Origin of the sequence: Vagococcus lutrae, from assembly GCF_023299185.1 — a bacterium.
In the GTDB taxonomy this organism is placed as follows: Bacteria; Bacillota; Bacilli; order Lactobacillales; family Vagococcaceae; genus Vagococcus_A; species Vagococcus_A lutrae.
The window spans coordinates 1,660,730-1,679,444 of record NZ_CP097017.1; the positions used below are offsets into that span (position 1 = coordinate 1,660,730).

The 18,715-nt window shown below is 33.4% G+C and carries 10 protein-coding genes; all 10 read left to right on the plus strand.

All coding sequences use genetic code 11. From position 1 onward, the window contains the following. Positions 1 to 11 precede the first annotated feature (11 nt). A complete protein-coding gene (locus M2919_RS08030) occupies positions 12 to 413 on the plus strand; it encodes a PrgI family protein (protein WP_248848611.1) in 402 nt (133 codons plus the stop codon). Continuing rightward, positions 316 to 2,757 carry a VirB4-like conjugal transfer ATPase, CD1110 family gene (locus tag M2919_RS08035; RefSeq protein ID WP_248848612.1) on the plus strand — a complete coding sequence of 814 codons (2,442 nt, stop codon included), beginning with the start codon at positions 316 to 318 and terminating at the stop codon, positions 2,755 to 2,757. Before M2919_RS08030 ends, M2919_RS08035 begins: the two co-directional genes overlap by 98 nt. Beyond that, the gene (locus M2919_RS08040) at positions 2,750 to 5,422 is read left to right on the plus strand and encodes a CD1108 family mobile element protein (RefSeq protein ID WP_248848613.1); all 2,673 of its coding nucleotides are present in this window, start codon (positions 2,750 to 2,752) and stop codon (positions 5,420 to 5,422) included. Before M2919_RS08035 ends, M2919_RS08040 begins: the two co-directional genes overlap by 8 nt. Positions 5,423 to 5,436: 14 nt before the next feature. Beyond that, the gene (locus tag M2919_RS08045) at positions 5,437 to 5,676 is read left to right on the plus strand and encodes a conjugal transfer protein (RefSeq protein ID WP_248848614.1); all 240 of its coding nucleotides are present in this window, start codon (positions 5,437 to 5,439) and stop codon (positions 5,674 to 5,676) included. After that, entirely contained in the window at positions 5,654 to 7,402 is a 1,749-nt protein-coding gene (locus M2919_RS08050; RefSeq protein WP_248848615.1) for a CD1107 family mobile element protein, read from the plus strand. The genes M2919_RS08045 and M2919_RS08050 overlap by 23 nt, the downstream gene beginning before the upstream one ends. Positions 7,403 to 7,478: 76 nt before the next feature. Next, positions 7,479 to 9,197, plus strand: coding sequence for a DNA topoisomerase 3 (locus M2919_RS08055; protein ID WP_248848616.1), 1,719 nt, complete (start codon positions 7,479 to 7,481; stop codon positions 9,195 to 9,197). A 65-nt stretch (positions 9,198 to 9,262) separates the two neighbouring features. Continuing rightward, positions 9,263 to 17,077 (plus strand): helicase-related protein, encoded by a 7,815-nt coding sequence (locus M2919_RS08060; RefSeq protein WP_248848617.1) that lies wholly within the window; start codon positions 9,263 to 9,265, stop codon positions 17,075 to 17,077. A gap of 40 nt (positions 17,078 to 17,117) precedes the next feature. Then, entirely contained in the window at positions 17,118 to 17,777 is a 660-nt protein-coding gene (locus M2919_RS08065) for a DNA-binding protein (RefSeq protein WP_202585281.1), read from the plus strand. Positions 17,778 to 17,890: 113 nt separating this feature from the next. Next, positions 17,891 to 18,109: a helix-turn-helix domain-containing protein gene (locus M2919_RS08070; protein WP_202585280.1), complete on the plus strand. Its 219-nt coding sequence runs from the start codon at positions 17,891 to 17,893 to the stop codon at positions 18,107 to 18,109. A gap of 3 nt (positions 18,110 to 18,112) precedes the next feature. Continuing rightward, complete coding sequence (locus M2919_RS08075; RefSeq protein WP_202585279.1) at positions 18,113 to 18,640, plus strand: hypothetical protein; 528 nt, start codon at positions 18,113 to 18,115, stop codon at positions 18,638 to 18,640. Positions 18,641 to 18,715: the final 75 nt, after the last annotated feature.

The window sequence follows — 18,715 nt, forward strand, 5'->3', positions numbered from 1 at the left end:
GGAGGAAAGAGATGGCCTATGTACCAATCCCCAAAGACTTAAATAGAGTTAAAACAAAAATTGCCTTTAACTTAACTAGAAGACAGTTAATTGGTTTTACTGTAGCTGGTCTTGTTGGTTTTCCTATATATCTATCTGTTCGGAATTATGTCCCAAATGATGTAGCTATCATTATTATGATTGTGTTGACATTGCCTATATTTTTTATCACTATGTTTGAAAAAGACGGACTTAGATTTGAGCAGTACTTTAAATATATATATCTACACAAGTATTATCAGCCTAACAAAAGAGTAAGGAAGGAGGTTTTACGAGTTGGACAAAAGACAAAAAAGACAAGAGCAAAAGCTAAAACAAAGACAAACTGCCCTCAAGGTACAAAAAAAAAACCTGATACAAATCGAAGCAAGTAAAGAAAAAAAGAAAAGTAAGGGTGGCTTATTAGAATTCATATTCAATAGGGAGAAAAAGCGATATACCGTAGAAGATACTATTCCATATTTAAGAATGATGAAAAACGGTATTTGTCAGGTTGATGAGAAAAGATACAATAAGACAATAGTATTTCAAGACATAAACTATCAGTTGGCACTGGAAGAAGATAGGGACTTAATCTTTAACCAGTTTGCCAACTTTTTAAATTCCTTTGATCCAAGTGTGTCGGTTCAGTTCTCCTATGTGAATCAGTTGGGAAGAAATCAGGAAATGGAAGATGCAATAAAGATTCCAGACAAAGGAGATGACTATGATGAAATAAGATTAGAATTTAGAACCATGCTTAAATCACAACTAGCTAAAGGGAACAATGGACTTAAAAAGTCTAAGTATATTACCTTTACTGTGGAAGCAGATAAGTTGGAACAAGCAGTAGCAATGCTAGAAAGATTGGAAATAGACATCTTATCTAACTTTAAGAGTATGGGAGTAAGAGCTGAATCTTTAAATGGAGAGGAAAGACTAAAAATTCTTCATAACATGTTAAACCCAGATAAGAAGTTTGAGTTTTCATATAAGGACTTAAAACCTAGAGAAACAACGAAAAGTAGGATTACTCCAGATGAGTTTAACTTTACGCCTAGCAAATATTTTAAGTTTGGCAAATACATTGGGGCAGTAAGCCACTTTCAAATTTTAGCCAGTGAGCTATCGGATAGAATGCTCGCTGAATTTTTAGATATTGAAGATAACATCAATATTTCATTTCACATTCAAGCTATTGACCAGTCAGAAGCCATTAAGATGGTTAAAAGAAAGAATACAGACATTGATAAGATGCGTATTGAAGAAAACAAGAAAGCCGTTAGAAGTGGTTATGATATGGATATTTTGCCAACAGACTTAATTACCTATGGTGAAGATGTTAAAAACCTTTTGAAAGATTTACAGACAAGAGATGAAAGAATGTTTTTAGTAACTATTGTATATATGAACTTTGCACGAACGATTCAAAGGTTAGATACAACTATTGCTCAGATTAATTCTATTGCTAATAAGCATAATTGTAAGTTAAAAAGACTAGATCACCAACAAGAGCAAGGTTTGGTTAGTACTTTACCAATTGGGGTTAATCAGATCGAAATAGAAAGGGGGCTGACAAGTTCTTCGACAGCAGCCTTTATTCCATTTACAACAGAAGAGTTATTCATCGATTCTAAGAATAGTTTGTATTATGGTTTAAATTCACTTAGCCATAACCTAATTATGGCTGATAGAAAGCTCTTAAAGAATCCAAATGGACTGATTCTAGGTACACCTGGTTCAGGCAAATCTTTTTCAGCTAAGAGGGAAATGGCTAATGCAATTCTCGTAACCGATGATGATGTTATTATCTGTGATCCAGAAGGAGAATATGGAAGCCTAGTTGAACAATTTAATGGAGAGGTTATTAAGGTTTCATCTAAATCAAAAGACTATCTCAATCCATTAGACATCAATATGAACTATGGAGATGGTGATGCTCCACTAAAAAACAAAGCTAACTTTATTATGTCTTTATTAGAGTTAGTTGTTGGTGGAAGTGGTTTAACAGCAGCTGAAAAATCTGTTATTGATAGGTGTCTTCCTAAGATTTATGAGAAATATTTTGAAGATCCCAAACCAGAGAATATGCCTATTCTTCAAGATTTGTATGACATGCTAAGAAATCAAGAAGAGGCGGTTGGTAGGAAATTGGCAACAGAAATGGAAATCTATGTATCAGGTTCTCTCAATGTCTTTAATAACCACTCTAATGTCGATTTAAATAAACAGTTATTATGTTTTGATATTAAAGAACTAGGTACGCAGCTTAAAAAGATAGGTATGCTAGTTATTCAAGACCAAGTATGGAATAAGGTATCTCAAAATAGAGGAAGTAGGGCAACTAGATATTATATTGATGAGTTTCACTTACTTTTAAAAGATGAACAGACTGCCCAATATTCAGTAGAAATCTGGAAAAGATTTAGAAAGTGGGGAGGTATTCCAACAGGTATTACTCAAAACGTAAAGGATTTATTGGCTAGCCAAGAGATTGAAAATATTTTTGATAATACAGATTTTGTTCTAATGCTAAACCAAGCACCAGGAGATAGAGATATTCTGGCAAGTAAACTTAAAATTTCATCACCTCAGCTTAGATATGTAACCAACTCAAATGCAGGGGAAGGACTTGTATTCTTTGGGAATACTATCGTTCCATTTGTAGATAAGTTCCCTAAAGATACGATTCTTTATCAAAAGATGACTACTAAGCCTGAAGAGGTTAAAGATGAGTAAGAAAAGAAAAAAGTCATTTGATGAAAAGCTAAGGTTAAGCAAAGAAAAACAAAATCAAGATGGTAGTAAGATTGTAAACGAAGATTCAAAATTAAAGCATGGGGACGATTATCGTGGGAAAATCATAAAAGATAATGAGCGTTTCCAAGATAAGTTTCAAGAGTCTAAAAGTAAAAGATATGTTTCAGAAGTTAATGATAAAGGGAGTCAGTCAAGTAATCGAAGATATAAATTAGCAGAAGAAAAAATTCAACATCAAGAAGAAGTTCAGAGTTTTAATTATGATTCAACAAAGACTTATGTTGAACAGCTAAAGACATATGATTCAAATTCAAAAGACTTTAAGGCTTATGAGGGAGTAATAGATAAGTCAAAATCAAATAGAAATATTAGGCCTAAAACAGACTCTCAAGTAAAAACTGAGGAATCTGTTTTTTATTCTCCTGATAGCGAAAAGCTTGATTCTAATCTTAAAAGTACAGAATCAAAGAAAACCAAGCTTAGAAAACAAGCAGAGACTTTTCGTAAGGAGGAAGAATTTAAATATAAGACTAATGAAGAAAATGAGGTTTATGATCCGCTAGCACAAGATACAGATAATGACGGTATTTCTGATAGGTATGATAATAACTTTAAAGACAGTGACTATTTTGAATCAACTTATGATGTAGAAGATACAATAAGGAAAGAACAAATCAATCAGCAAAACAATTATTCTCCTACTAGCAAGAAAGAGAAAAACCGAAAGATTGCAATGGACTTTCGAAAACATCAAGATAATTTCAAGAGAAAAAATTTTGAAGAAAATAAGTATGATGCTCTTGAAAGAGATACAGATAATGAGGGAATAGTTGATAAATTTCACCATAATTTTAAGAACAGCAAGTATTTTGAGTCGACCTTTGATGTTAAAGAACAAAAGTTAGAAACTAAAGAATTTGAAAAAGTAAAGGGAAAGAAAAAGCAGAACCGTAAAATAGGTAAAGACTTTAGAAGTAATCAAACAAAGAAAGAAATCCACAAAGAAGGAAATAAGAAGAAAAATTTTACTAATGAAGATTTTACCAGAAGTAGAGGAAAGAAAGGAAAAGCAAGTACTGGTAAAGAAGCGATAAGAGATAGAGAAAATAAAAAGCGAACCTTAAAAGAAATTTCTAAGTCTGATCTAAAGAAAGAGTCAGTAGCTTCAGGTGTTTTTCTAGGAGTAGAGAAGAGTCAAGACCTTGCTAAAAGTTATATTAGTACAGGTAGTGAGGATAATGTTGGCGTTGAAGCGGCAGAAAAAACCTTAGATACCGGCTCAAAACTAGTTCATCAAAAACAAAAATCGTTTAATAAAAGGAAAGTTAAAGAAGCTTATTCTTTATCTGAAAATGACTACAAGTTAAGACAGAAAAAGTCCAAACTTGATTTTCGTGATGAACTAGAAAAGACTAAGGTAAGTGATGAATATAAAAAGAGTAGGGCTTATAAGAAATTTCAAAAAAGAAAACAAATGAAGACTTGCATTAAAGAAAAGAACCATACAAGAATTCGAGATAGAATCAAGGAAAGTCTGAAAGAGTTAACTATAAGTGCTAAAAATTTTATAACTAGAAAGTCAAAGACGATTATTTTCGCTATTCTAGCTGTAATTATCATGGGAACCTTTTTTATTAATTTTGGTGGAACAAGCTTGTCTTTAATGATAAATACAGCAAGTTCTACTCTTTCAACGACCTACCTTTCAGATCAAGGAGTACTCAGTGAAGTAAACCAAGTCTTTACTTCTATGGAACAAGAACTTCAAGATGAGTTATCTAGTCTTGAAGATTACTATCCAGGCTATGATGAGTACATCGTCAATAAAGATGGGGAGATTTATCATAATACTCATGAATTACTTGCTTATATTACATCAAGGTATGGAGCTATTGAGAGAGTTTCCGATGTGAAAAGTGCTTTAAATGAACTATTTAAGGCCATGTATCAAGTGACTTATAAAACGGAAGTAGAGATTCGCTATAGAACTGAAACGAAAACCTTCATCAATGAAAATGGTGAGGAGGAAACAGCTCAAGTAAAAGTTCCTTATGAGTATAAGAAATTGATTGTAAATCTAAAAACTAGATCAATGGATAGTATGGTAAGAGAAATCTTTGCAGATTATCCCGATAACATTATTCACTACGAAGCCTTAATGGCTAACCAAGGGAATATGGGGGATTACTTTGGCAATGGTACAGGTGACTTATCTGAAATAGTATTCAATCCAGCCTTTGGCAATCCTGGTATTGCTTTTGATAATGCAACTACTAAGAAACTTTTTAATGAAGCGGAAAAGCATATCGGCAAGCGTTATGTTTTTGGAGCGAATGGACCAAGTAACTTTGACTGTTCTAGTTTTGTATGTTGGAGCTTTACTCATTCAGGAGTAAAAAATATGCCACGAACTACGGCTTATCGTATCTTTACGGATTATTGCAATCCTGTAAGTCCAAGTGAAGCTAGAGCGGGAGACATTATTTTCTTCCGTGGAACTTATAACAGTGGAACACCAATATCCCATGTTGGTATTTATGCTGGTAATGGTATGATGATTCACGCAGGTGACCCAATTCAATACACAAGTATCAATACAAATTATTGGAAGAACCATTTTTACAGTTTTGGAAGATTAAGATAGAAAGGATTAAAAATGTGAGTAGACGATTAAATACAGTAAACAACAAAATTAAAAAGTTAAACGAGAAAAAAGCCCAACTTGAAGAAGAGTTAGGGCTTTTGCTCTTAAAAAAAGAAGAATTAGAAGATCAAGAGATACTTGCTGTTTGCAAGAAAAACAATATTAGTTTGGAAGAATTAATGAGAAAAGTAAATGAAGATAAACAAAGAAAATTAAAGGAGAAAGAATTAAATGAAGACATTTCTGAAAAATAAAAAAGTGATTACTGGCTTTTTAGCTCTTGTCCTTTTACTCAGTAGTGTAGTTGGTGTATTAGGATTTGATAAGGTGATTGCTTATGCTATTGGATTTGAAAATGTAGAGAATGAAGAATTGATTACAAGTAAAGTTGATGGAGAAAATCAAGTAAATGATGAAGAAACAATTGATACAGGAACACAAACAGATAATCCTAAAACAGAAGATAAAACTACTCAAAGAAATGTGGAAGTGTTAATTAAGTATATGTTTGAAGATGGAACTGTTTATAAAGAATATAAGGTAGATGCTGATGTCGGCTCTGCCCTTGATTCAGGAGACTTACCAATACTTCCAGAAGACATGAAGTTTGTAGATAATTTTTTATTTTATGAAGTAAAAAAGAGTGACAATGTAATTGAAAGAAAAGTTGCTAAATTAACTGGAGAGTCTGAAAAAGAAGAGGCTAGTACTCAAACTGAAATTACTCAAGAAGATATTAAAAAACTTGAAGAGAAATCAAAAAAGTTAAGTAAAGAAATTGAAAAACTAAAAGAAGACTTAAGTAAATCAAAAGAAGTATCTATGGATCAAAAAGAAAAGATTAAAGCTTTAGAAAAGGAAAAAGCAGAATTAAATAATAAATTAGAGGAATCTAAAAAGTTATCTGAGGAAGCGAATAAAAAGGAAAAATCAGATAAAAATAAGGCTTACCTTGAACAAGTAAAGGCTTTAGAAGAAAAGTTTGTTGATATCGATAAGACTTTACAAGAGACAAACAAGATTATTAAAGGAAATAAAACATATTCTATTCCAGCAAACCAAACTCAAGCAAAAGAAATTTTTCAACCTGTAAAGACTCAGCAAACAAATTCTGTAATACCAAATATTTCATCGGAGAAAAACGAAAATAAAAAAGTTCCTAAAACAGGAGTTGAAAAAAACGAAAAATCAAAAAAAGATTTAGTTGACAACGCTATTAATCAAACTAAAAATCCTAACAGTAATACAGGGTCTACACCTGTAACTACAGCACAAGATAAGGAAGTTGAAATTAGATATCCAAACAAGTTGACACCAAAGCAACCTGAGGATAGTACATCAAATGATATGAATGGAAACATTCAACCAGTTAATAGCAATAAGGGTAAGGCAAGTGATCCGTCTAAGGCAAGAGCTTCTGTAACTGAAAATGTAGATAATGCTAATAATGAGTTTCCTGTTCATCATGGTACGGTAGAAGAAACAAAAGAAGTTTATGAAAATATTCCTTATTATTCAGCAGATGCTAGACAGTTTGTGACATTTACAACTAAGAATGGCAAGACTTTCCATTTAATCATCAATCATGATGAAGATAGTGAAAATGTAATGCTTTTAACAGAGGTTTCAGAAGATGATTTATTAAATATGATTGAAGTGAAGGAAGAACTAGAAAAAGCTGGACCTGTTAAAATTGAGGATACAGAGTCTGTTAAAGAAGAACGTGCTAAGGAAGAACCTGTTAAACAAGAAGACTCAAGTAATTTAGGAACTTATCTATTAGTAGGAATTGTCCTAATAGGTGTTTTAGGAGCAGGCTACTATTTCAAGGTGATAAAAGTCAAAGAAAATAATGAGTTAACAAGTTTTGAAGAAGATGATGACTACTATTATTCAGAAGAGGAAGATAGTTATGTTGATTCAAAAAATGATGATAGCGAGGAGAAGGAAGAAGATATTGATAGCCAAGACTTGCTATAAATAAGTAAATATTAAATAAGACAGATAACGGCGAAAGTATAAGAACTTTCGCCTTTTACTATTTTAGGAGGAAGAAATGAAATTAGTAATTGCAGAAAAACCTAGTGTTGCTCTATCTATTGCTAAGGCAATAGGAGCAAGTCAAAGACGAGATGGCTACTTTAAAGGTAATAATTATCTAGTCTCTTGGTGTGTTGGTCATTTAGTTCAAATGGTCAATCCAGATAAATATGATAATAAGTATACCAAGTGGAGATTAAAAGACTTGCCGATTTTTCCAGATGATTATCTCTATGAGTTAAAACCCAAAACTAAGAAACAATTTAATATCTTAAAAAAACTCATGGTAGACAAACAAGTGGATACACTTGTCAATGCTTGTGATGCTGGTCGAGAGGGAGAATCAATTTTCAGGCTTGTTTACAATCAAGCAAAGTGTACAAAACCAATACAAAGACTTTGGATTTCTTCTATGGAAGACCAAGCTATTAAGGATGGTTTTAATAATTTAAAAGATGGATCAGACTATGAAAATCTATTTGATTCAGCACAAGCAAGGTCTATTGCCGATTGGCTTGTTGGAATGAATTTAAGTAGGCTCTATTCTTGTCTTTATAATCAAAATTATTCGGTCGGAAGAGTTCAAACACCAACGCTAAATATGATTGTACAGCGTGATAGCGAAATAGAAAGTTTTATAAAAGAAAAATATTACACTGTGGAAATAATCAGTGAGGGCATTACTCTTTCAACAGAAAGAATCGATAACTATGATGCAGCAGACCAGCTTAGAAATCTCATTGATGAAAAAATTGTTATTGATGATGTCGAATATAAAGAGAAGAGAACTAGACCTGATAAGCCCTATGATTTAACAACTTTGCAAAGGGAAGCAAATAAAGTTTTCGGCTATTCAGCCAAGAAGACCTTAGATATCACTCAAAAGCTTTATGAGAATAAGTTAGTTACTTATCCAAGAACGGATAGTAGGTATTTAACGGAAGATATGAAAGTTATGGTTAGTGGGCTGTTGGGACAACTAGAGGAAGGATATGAAATTAATAAAAAGAATTTTATGAGTATCTTTGATAACTCTAAGGTAACGGACCACTATGCAATTATTCCAACTTTAAGTGCTAGTACAAAGGATCTGTCTGATTTAAGCAATGACGAGAAGAATGTTTATAGTTTGATAAGGTCAAAGTTACTAATGGCCTTTACCAAGCCTTTAATAGAAAGCACAACAAAAGTGATTTATGAATATGATGGATTTACTTTTACAGCTAATGGCAAAACGATCTTAGATCAAGGCTTTAAAAAGTATGAACTAAAGAAAAATGAGAGTAAGGAAAAGACATTGCCGAATCTATCCCCTGGTGAAGAGATAAAGGTCTTAGATGTTGTTATTCAAGAAAAATATACAAAACCTCCACAACACTTTACAGAAGACAGCTTATTAAAAGCGATGGAAAAAGCTGGCACAGAACTCATAGATAAAGATATTGAAGTGGAATGCATAGGTCTTGGTACACCTGCAACAAGAGCGGGAATTATCGAGAACTTAATTTACAAAGATTTTGTAGTAAGAGATAAGAAGAAATTATTAGCAACTCATAAAGGAGCAGCTTTGGTTGCTATTGTTTCTGATGAGTTTAAGTCTGCTGAAATGACATCAGAGTGGGAAATGAAATTATCTGAGATTGCTAAAGGAAAATTAGCAAAGAATAAATTTATAGAAGAAATAAAAAAGTTGATTCAAGAAACAGTAGATATATATGACAAGGTTGGAAAATAAAATTTCCTGTGTTTAAGGCAAGTTAAGGAAGTTAACTTGTGAATAGAAATTAAGGAGGAAAATATATGCGACTAAATGATTTTTATAAAAATATAGAAGTCATTAAACAGGATATTTTAAGTAGTCCAGATGAATATCTGAAATTACTTAAAGTTATGGGAAATAACCAACGATATGACTTCTTAAGTCAAATGACAATCTATGATAAAAATATAGAAGCAACAGCTTGTGCCAAGTTTGATTTTTGGCGTAAAAGATTTAATAGAACAGTAAAGTATGGGGAAAAAGGTATCCCTGTTATTGAAGATTATGAGGGTTATCGTAAAGTAGATTATATCTTTGATATTAGTCAAACTATATCAAGAAACAAAGAAGTAAATGAAGTTAGTTTGTGGCAGTTTGACATTCAAAAGTACAGTTTTGTAATTGACGAATTACTAGAAGCAGAAGGCTATGATCCTAGTGAAAAGCTTTCTGAAAACTTATATAATTTAACTAGGCTTGTTAGTGAAGATAAAATTTATAAACTAGCCAATGAACTTAGGATTGACGATGAAGACAGAGGTTCTTTTGTTGCTTTTATGAATCAGTCAATTACCTATGCCATAGCAAATAGGTTTAACCTAGATTGTCCAATTAATAAAGAACTCGTAGAAAGTAGTTATCGCCATTTAGATAGTGTTTCATTAATGACTGTTGGAAATATAGTTTCCAAGTTAACAGAACAAACCATTGAGAAAGTAATGGCGAGAACCAGAGATTTAGAGCTACAAGAACAATTAACAAAAGATAAAGAGATAGCAGGAGGAATAGAAAATGTTATTCGACGAGATGATAATGACTCAAGACAAAGAGACGGAATTTGGGAATCTGGAAACGATGGAAGAGATCGCTTTGAAAATCAGGGAGAAAACGCTAGATCAACTGGAGGAGGAGAAGGACTTTCTGAAGCTTTATCCGAATCCGACTTACGCCATCATGAGATTGGACTATCTAGTGGAGAGCGAGAATCAGAGTCAGTTCGAGATGTTGATAGAACTATACGAGAAGAAGGAATTATTGAATCATTTGATGATGACTCAGGAAGAAGCGATTCAAATGATGAGAAAAGAGAAGCCCAAGATGATGGAAGCTTGGAAGATAAGAGACGAGAACTCCAAAGAGATGAAGACAATGATGTCAGCCTTGAAGGAGATTATCATCAAGGAAGTCGTGGAAGCCTAGATCAAAAAGATAATACTGAAGAGATGGAAGAAGCCGAAGGGGCTTCTTTTTTCTATGGCAAAGATGAACCAAGCAATTTAATGACGGAAGAAATGCTTGAACGAGTACCAAAGTTGTATGAACAGGACAACGTGCCTTTAGCAGATAAGGAAGTTCATGCTGCTTATTTTATCCCCTTTAGAAGTAATTGGACTTGGTATTTAACAGAGTATGATCAAGAAACTCGTGATGCCTATGGCCTTGTTTTGGGACTGGAGCCTGAATGGGGTTATTTTAATTTAGATGAATTGGAAGAGCTACAGGCTCAACGACTTATCTTAGAAGATTTCCCAAAGACTTTTAGAGAGCTTGTAGATACAGACTTAAAGAAACAAATGACAGAATCAGAGTTAGATTTTGTATTCAATGGTCAATTAAGCTTTGACACTATAAACTTAGAACAATTATCATTATTTGAAAAAGAAGAATCAGAAATTGCGTTAAAAGTAGGAACAAAATTCATATTAGTTAATAGAAATAACGTTAGGCAAATTGGGGTTGAATCAACAGGAGTACAAGTTGAAATTAATGGAAAGACCTTTACCTTATATAAAGGTAGTAATTTTGAAGAAAGTACTAAAGTTGATGAGTTAATAGATGAGATTGGATATGAAGCCTATAAAATAAATGACTATATAAAAGCTAGTACCTTAGACAAGCTTTTAGAAGTTGGCCAAACGGTCTATTATGACCACGAAGAATTTCAGGTGGAAGATATTTTTCTAGAGGGTAATGAAGCTCACCTTGAACTTAGAACTGTATTAGATAATAGATACTATAATCCTCACATAACTTTTACAAATGAAGAAGAGCTATTTAATCAAGTGAATTTAGAAAGGCCACATTTTTTAATTGGTGATGATGTGAGTTATAAAGGTAAAAATTATACAATTATCAATTTTGATACATCGTCAAGTTTAAAGACAGTAACAATAAGAGACCATGAGGAATTTTTAGGTGGCATGATTCGAGATTCGGAAGTCATTCCCTTCAGAAATGAAGATGATCTTGACAAGATGTTTAAGCCAATTTCTGAAGAGTTAGTACAAGATGATCCTTTAGAAGAAATAAAGGATAAAAAGGGAATTGTTGAAACTGTTCAATCCGAAAAAATTCCTGCTAAAAACTATGTCATTAGTGATGATAGAAGCGAATTAATTAATCTAACTCCATCGGAACGATTAAACAGAAATATTTCTGCTTTAGGAGTTCTTAAAACACTTGAAGTAGAAAATAGAAATGCTAGAGTTGAGGAACAAGAAATCCTTTCTGGTTATTTAGGTTGGGGTGGTCTTGCTGATATCTTTGATGAAAGTAAGGCTGGACAATGGCGAGAAGGAAGAAACTTCTTAAAAGAGAATCTAAGTGAGGAAGAATATGAAAGAGCCAAAGAAAGCACTTTAACAAGTTTCTACACACCTAAAATTGTGGTCGATAGTATGTATAAGACGCTTTATGATATGGGATTTAAGCAAGGTAATATTCTTGAACCTTCAATGGGTGTAGGTAATTTTATTGGAAGCTTGCCAAGTGATTTATCAGCATCTAAATTCTATGGAGTTGAGCTTGATTCAATTAGTGGTCGCATTGCTAAAAAGCTCTATCCTGAAAGTGACATTCAAATTAAAGGTTTAGAAGAAACGAGGTTTTCCAATAACTTCTTTGATGTAGTTATAGGCAATGTACCCTTTGGTGACTATAAGATTAATGATAGAGAATATAATCGAAATAACTTTCTCGTTCACGATTACTTCTTTGCCAAATCCATAGATAAAGTTCGTAATGGTGGAGTTATTGCCTTTATTACTTCTTCTGGAACGATGGATAAGAAAGATGATAGTGTCAGAAGATATTTAGCTTCAAGAGCTGAGTTTTTAGGAGCTATTAGACTTCCTAACAATACCTTTAAAAGTGAAGCTGGTACGGAAGTAACATCAGATATTATCTTTTTAAAGAAAAGAGATTCCATTCTTGATCGTGACGATGACTGGATACATTTAGTAAAAGATGAGAATGGTCTAGTCTACAATAAATATTTTGTAGACCATCCTGAAATGGTTTTAGGTGAAATGGTTGAAACAAGTGGTCGTTTTGGTAATGAAATTAACTGTATTGCAGGTGATAAGCCTTTAGCTGAACTCTTAGAAAAAGCTAGCAAACAAATCTCTCTAAAAAATAGATATGAAGAGATAGAACTTTTAGATGATGAATTAGAAACGATACCAGCAATGGATGATGTTAAGAATTTCTCCTATACAGTCATTGATGGCGAAATCTATTATAGAGATAATTCTGTTCTTATTCATAAGGAAGTCTCAGACAATAATAAGGAAAAGATTAAAGACTATCTGGCCGTTAATGAAGCCTTAAAAGAGGTTATCTTTAGGCAAAAAGAGGACTTTTTAGATAGCGAAGTTAAAGAAGCGCAGGCAAAGCTCAATGAAGTCTATGATGAGTTTTCAGAAAAGCATGGCTTTATAAATAACTTATCGAACACTAGAGCATTAAAAGAAGATTCTAATTTTCCTCTCGTATCATCGATTGAAGTATTAGATGATGAAGACCAGTTCAAGGCAAAAAGCGATATCTTTACTAAAAGAACAATTACTAAGGCAAAAGTTATCGACCATGTTGATACTTCGTTAGAAGCACTTGTTTTATCAGTATCGGAAAAAGGGCTCATCAGTCTCCCTTATATGGAGAGTCTTACTGGCAAGGATAGAAGAACTATAGTAGAAGAACTTCAAGGTGAAATATTCCTAAACCTTGATGAAAAAGCAAATTCAGGTACACCATTTTCAATCAATATTGAGGATGGAGACTTGCCTTTTGTATCTGCTAATGAAGACGATTCTTTTAAATATCGCTACGTGACAGCTGATGAATATTTAAGTGGCAATATCAGAGAAAAGATGGAAATTTTAGATAGTCATATCGCAAGAATTCAGTATGAATTAAGCCAGGATGAGAGAAATAGGGTGGCTATTTCTGGAGATTATACTCTTCTTTATACAGAAGAGGAGAAAAAGCTCTTACAAGGCGAATTAGACCGTTTACACTTCCAAAAAGAAAGACTGGAAGAGGTGATGCCTGAAAAACTAACTGCAAGTGAGATTAATGTAAGGCTTGGAGCGACTTGGATACCCACGAAAGATGTTGAGGCTTTTATCTTTGAAACGCTAAAAACACCGAGCTTTGCTAAGTGGGATATTAATGTAAAATTCTCACCAATGACTAGCGAATGGAATATTGAAGGAAAAAGTGCAGATAGGTTCAATGACTTGGCAAATATGACCTATGGTACATCGAGGGTTAATGCTTACAAGCTAATTGAAAACTCATTAAACCTAAAAGATACCAAGGTCTTTGACCGAGTAACGGATGACGAAGGTAGAACGACCTCTATCTTAAATAAGAAAGAAACTATGCTTGCTAGTCAAAAGCAGGAATTGATAAAAGAAAAATTTAAGGACTGGATTTTTGAAGATCCGAATAGAAGGCATCGTTTAGAGAACATTTATAATGAACGTTTTAATTCGGTTCGAAATCGAGAATATGACGGAACGAATTTAAGCTTTGAGGGGATGAATACAGAAATTGAACTTAGGCCTCACCAAAAAAATGCCATTGCTAGAAGCTTATATGGTGGTAATACCTTACTAGCTCATGTCGTAGGAGCGGGTAAGACTTTTGAAATGGTAGCTTCTGCGATGGAATCAAAAAGGCTTGGAATGTGTACGAAGTCTTTATTTGTTGTACCAAACCACTTAACTGGTCAGATTGGTCGAGAATTTATGCAACTATATCCTTCTGCCAATATCATGGTGGCTGATAAGAAAGACTTTCAACCGAAGAATCGTAAAAGATTTATCGGTAAGATTGCCACAGGGGAATATGATGCAGTTATCATCGGTCATAGTCAATTTGAAAAGATTCCTATGAGTAAAGAATACCAAGAGAACCATATTAAAGAGCAAATAGATGATATCGTTCATTACATTGCAGAATACAAGTATGACCGAAATCAAAGCTTTACGGTGAAACAGTTACAAAAAACGAAGAAGAAGCTTGAGACAAGGCTTGAAAAATTAAATGATGATTTTAAGAAAGATGATGTCATTACTTTTGAAGAGTTGGGTGTCGATAAATTATTTGTCGATGAAGCCCACTCTTATAAGAATCTATTTCTTCATACTAAGATGAGAAATGTTGCTGGTATTGGTCAATCCGAAGCTTTTAAGTCTTCGGATATGTTTATGAAATGTCGTTATATGGACGAATTGACAGGTGGAAAAGGTGTTGTTTTTGCAACAGGTACACCAGTCTCAAATTCTATGACAGAACTTTACACGATGCAAAGGTATTTGCAATACGACGATTTGAAAAGACATGGTTTAGAACATTTTGATGCATGGGCATCGACCTTTGGTGAAACTCAAACAGCAATGGAATTAAGTCCTGAAGGAACAGGATACAGAGTTAAGACTCGTTTTTCTAAGTTTTATAACTTGCCAGAATTGATGAGCGTGTTTAGAGAAGTAGCCGATATTCAAACGGCTGATATGCTCAACTTACCAACACCAGAAGCAGAGTTTCATGTTATTAAAACTATGCCAAGTGAAGAGCAAAAAGAAATCCTACAAAGTCTTGCAGAAAGAGCCGACAAGGTGAGGAGTAATCAAGTAGAACCAACAGAGGATAATATGCTTAACATTACCAATGATGGTAAAAAATTAGCTTTAGATCAAAGACTTATGAATCCTTTGCTTCCTGATAATCCAGATAGCAAGGTCAATACTTGTATCAAGAATGTCTTTAGCATTTGGGAAGCTTCTTCAGAAAAAAACTCAACACAGTTAATCTTTTCAGATATGTCCACACCAAAAGGTGATGGAGAATTTAATGTTTATGATGATATAAGAGATAAGCTTGTGGAGATGGGGATACCCAAGAAGGAAATTGCTTTTATACATGAAGCTAACACGGACAAACAAAAAGAAGAGCTCTTTGCTAAAGTGCGTAAAGGTGAAGTAAGAATCCTGATGGGGTCAACTCAAAAGATGGGTTCGGGTACGAATGTGCAAAACAAACTGATTGCTCTGCATGATTTAGACGTCCCTTGGAGGCCTGCTGACCTTGAACAAAGAGCAGGTCGAATTGTCCGTCAAGGCAATGAAAATGAGAAGGTCAATATCTTTAGATACGTTACTGAAAATACCTTTGATAGCTATTTATGGCAGACCATTGAAAACAAGCAAAAGTTTATTTCTCAAATTATGACATCGAAAACGCCAGTGAGAGCTGCTGAAGACGTAGACGAAAATAGTTTGAACTATGCTGAAATTAAAGCCCTAGCAACGGGCAATCCACTGATTAAAGAAAAGATGGACTTAGACAATCAAGTTACCAAACTAAAAATGTTAGAAGCAAACTATAATTCGAATAAGTATAGTCTGGAAGATAAGGTTACTAAGACTTATCCAAAAGAAATTCAAAAGACAAAAGATTTGATGGTTCGCATGAAAACCGACCTTGATCAGGTCGAGCCTAAAGTAGAAGGCGAAGATAAGTTTAATGGAATTACTATTGGTGGAGAGAAAATTTTAGATAAGAAACTAGCGGGCGAGAAGCTTTTAGAAGCCATTAAGGGGGTTCATATCAGCGAGGGTAAGGTAATCGGAGCATATCGTAATTTTGAAATTGAAGTTGCCTATAATTCTTTTGCGAACCAATACACTTTTTCACTAAATGGAGAAGCAAAACATGTTGGAACACTTGGTACTAGTGCAGATGGTAATATCATAAGGCTTGATAATGTCCTTGATAAGATGCAGGAACGCTTGGAACAGCAAGAAAATAAGTTAGTAACGACAAAAGAACAACTTGCCAATGCCAAAGAAGAACTGAAAAAGCCTTTTGAAAAGGAACAAGAATTGCAGGATAAAATTTTAAGACTGGCAGAGTTAAACAAACTATTAGATATGGGTGAGGTTGAAGAATTAGAAAACCACTCCCCTTTAATGGAGGATTTGAAAAGAGCCATTATCGAGTTCTGTAATGAAGAGTATGATAATGACCATTCTTATGATGAATTCGATACTTTATACTCTGATTTAGCTCATGTAGGTATTGCCTACACAGAAACACCAGATGGAAGAAACTCAATCTCCTATGAACTTAATCTTGAAGAAAAATCCTGGTCTTTATATTTAGACGATGAAATTTTAATCGCAACAGAAAAGTTTGGTGATAAAGGCATGTCGGAAGATGAAATCATTAAAGAAATGATTGAAAGCGTCCATTCTGCCAACTTTGATGGTTTAGTTTATATGGATTCAGAAGACCTCATACAAGTAACAAGATTAGCAATAAACGAGGAAGGAAACCTATATGATCCTTTAGAAAAAGACTTAGATAATGATGGGATTGTTGATAGGTATGACAATGATTTAAAGGATAGCGACTATTTTGAGTCCGCCTATGATGTGGAAGATAACTTCCATAGAAGAGACGAAGGAGATAAGCCATCTATCCTAGGGCAGATTAAAGAAATTAAAGAAAAACAGGACAGGCAAGAACCAGAAAAAGAAAGCAAATACAATAGCAGAGAACGTTAAGGGGAGCGAAAGCTCCCTATTTTATTGGGAGGATTTTAGAATGAATTACAAGAAAATGAAAGCAAGTATTGAAGCTATGGTCAATGAAAACTATGAGGACTTTATAAAAGGGCTGATTAGTTTTGAGAAAGGTATTAATGATGAAAAAGCCCTTGATAGCATTTATAAGTCCTATATGGATAATGACACACAGGAACTATTAAATGATGAGTTTGATTATGTAATTGATAATCTAAAAGAACAGGGACTTATCCAAGATGAAGCTAGTATTAAAGAAGAAAGAGATGACTTGATTAATATTGCTGGGAATATTGCTAATGATATTGAAAAACTAGAGCTTAAAAATAATCAAGGAGAGCCTTTTAAAGTTGTTAACTTTACAGTTGTATCAAATAATGAAGCAGGAGAAAAAGTATTCCATAACTGCTCAGCCTATGAAGATAAGGCAAAGATTCCAGAGGGCTTTCAAAAGGGCGATTTTGTAAAACTATTTGGTAAAGTTAGAAGAAGCATTGATGAGCATGGCAAAGAGAATACCAATGTCCGTATTCTCGATTCTAAGCTCTTAAAAGCTAAAGAAAGGGTTAAGGGTAAAGAAGAGAAGAAAGAGTCCATTTTAGGAGTGATCAAGAAGCATAAGGAAGCAGATAAGAAAAAGGCTGTTAAGAAAACTGAACAAAAACATGAAAATGAAAGATAAGAATCTGGCGGTGTGGTCTTCGGACTGCACCGTTTTTTGTTTGTAATAAAAATATTTTTCATGTTATAATTACATTAATAAACTTCAATTTTGTGAACAAAGGAGATAAATAAATGAAAATTAATTATAATGGTCTATGGAAAATACTTATAGACAAAAATATGAATAAAAAAGATCTTACTGAGCGAGTCGGCTTGGCTCCAGCAACAGTCTCTAAAATGGGGAAAGGTGAGCTTGTGTCGATGGAAGTTTTGTATAGGATTGCTAATGAGTTAGATGTAGATTTTGGTGACATGGTATCAGTTAAATCAACTGTAAATAAAGAAGGATAAAGCATGATTGAAAATAGAATAAAAGAAGAATTAATTATATTAAAAGATCTTTTTTATAAGGAATTAAAAGAGCGACCTGAAAATTTTTCGGAAGAATATATAAGGGCGGGATTCATAAATAAAGTATTAGAACTATTTGGTTGGAATTTATCAAATACTTATGAAGTTATTCAAGAAAAGGTAATAACGAATCAAACCACTCGAGAAAATCTAAGTTCTATAGAAAGTACTCATATTAAGCCTGACTATCAATTACTTGATAGAGGAATATTAAAATTATATCTAGATGCTAAGAATGTAAAAGCTAATTTTCTAAATGACAAGTCAGCATCGTTTCAAATACGTTCTTATGGCTGGTCAGCTGGTCTAGATTTTTCTATTATATCGGATTTTGAACATTATAGAGTCTATGATACGAGGATAAAACCAGACTATGAAATGGCTCCAGATTATCAGACTATTACATTCTCCATTAATGATTTAATTGATAACTTTGAACCTGAATTATTCATACTTATTTGTCAGAACTAGCATTTATCCCGTATTAATACCGTTTACCACTTTAATCATTGTTCACCCGTTGGGTGAAGTAAAAAAGATACAAAA

What these genes read in the sequence shown, in the direction of transcription:
- M2919_RS08030 (WP_248848611.1), top strand. Translation starts at nt 12, where the DNA reads ATGGCCTATGTACCAATCCCCAAAGACTTAAATAGAGTTAAAACAAAA.
- M2919_RS08040 (WP_248848613.1), top strand. Translation starts at nt 2,750, where the DNA reads ATGAGTAAGAAAAGAAAAAAGTCATTTGATGAAAAGCTAAGGTTAAGC.
- M2919_RS08050 (WP_248848615.1), top strand. Translation starts at nt 5,654, where the DNA reads ATGAAGACATTTCTGAAAAATAAAAAAGTGATTACTGGCTTTTTAGCT.
- M2919_RS08055 (WP_248848616.1), top strand. Translation starts at nt 7,479, where the DNA reads ATGAAATTAGTAATTGCAGAAAAACCTAGTGTTGCTCTATCTATTGCT.
- M2919_RS08060 (WP_248848617.1), top strand. Translation starts at nt 9,263, where the DNA reads ATGCGACTAAATGATTTTTATAAAAATATAGAAGTCATTAAACAGGAT.
- M2919_RS08065 (WP_202585281.1), top strand. Translation starts at nt 17,118, where the DNA reads ATGAATTACAAGAAAATGAAAGCAAGTATTGAAGCTATGGTCAATGAA.
- M2919_RS08070 (WP_202585280.1), top strand. Translation starts at nt 17,891, where the DNA reads ATGAAAATTAATTATAATGGTCTATGGAAAATACTTATAGACAAAAAT.
- M2919_RS08075 (WP_202585279.1), top strand. Translation starts at nt 18,113, where the DNA reads ATGATTGAAAATAGAATAAAAGAAGAATTAATTATATTAAAAGATCTT.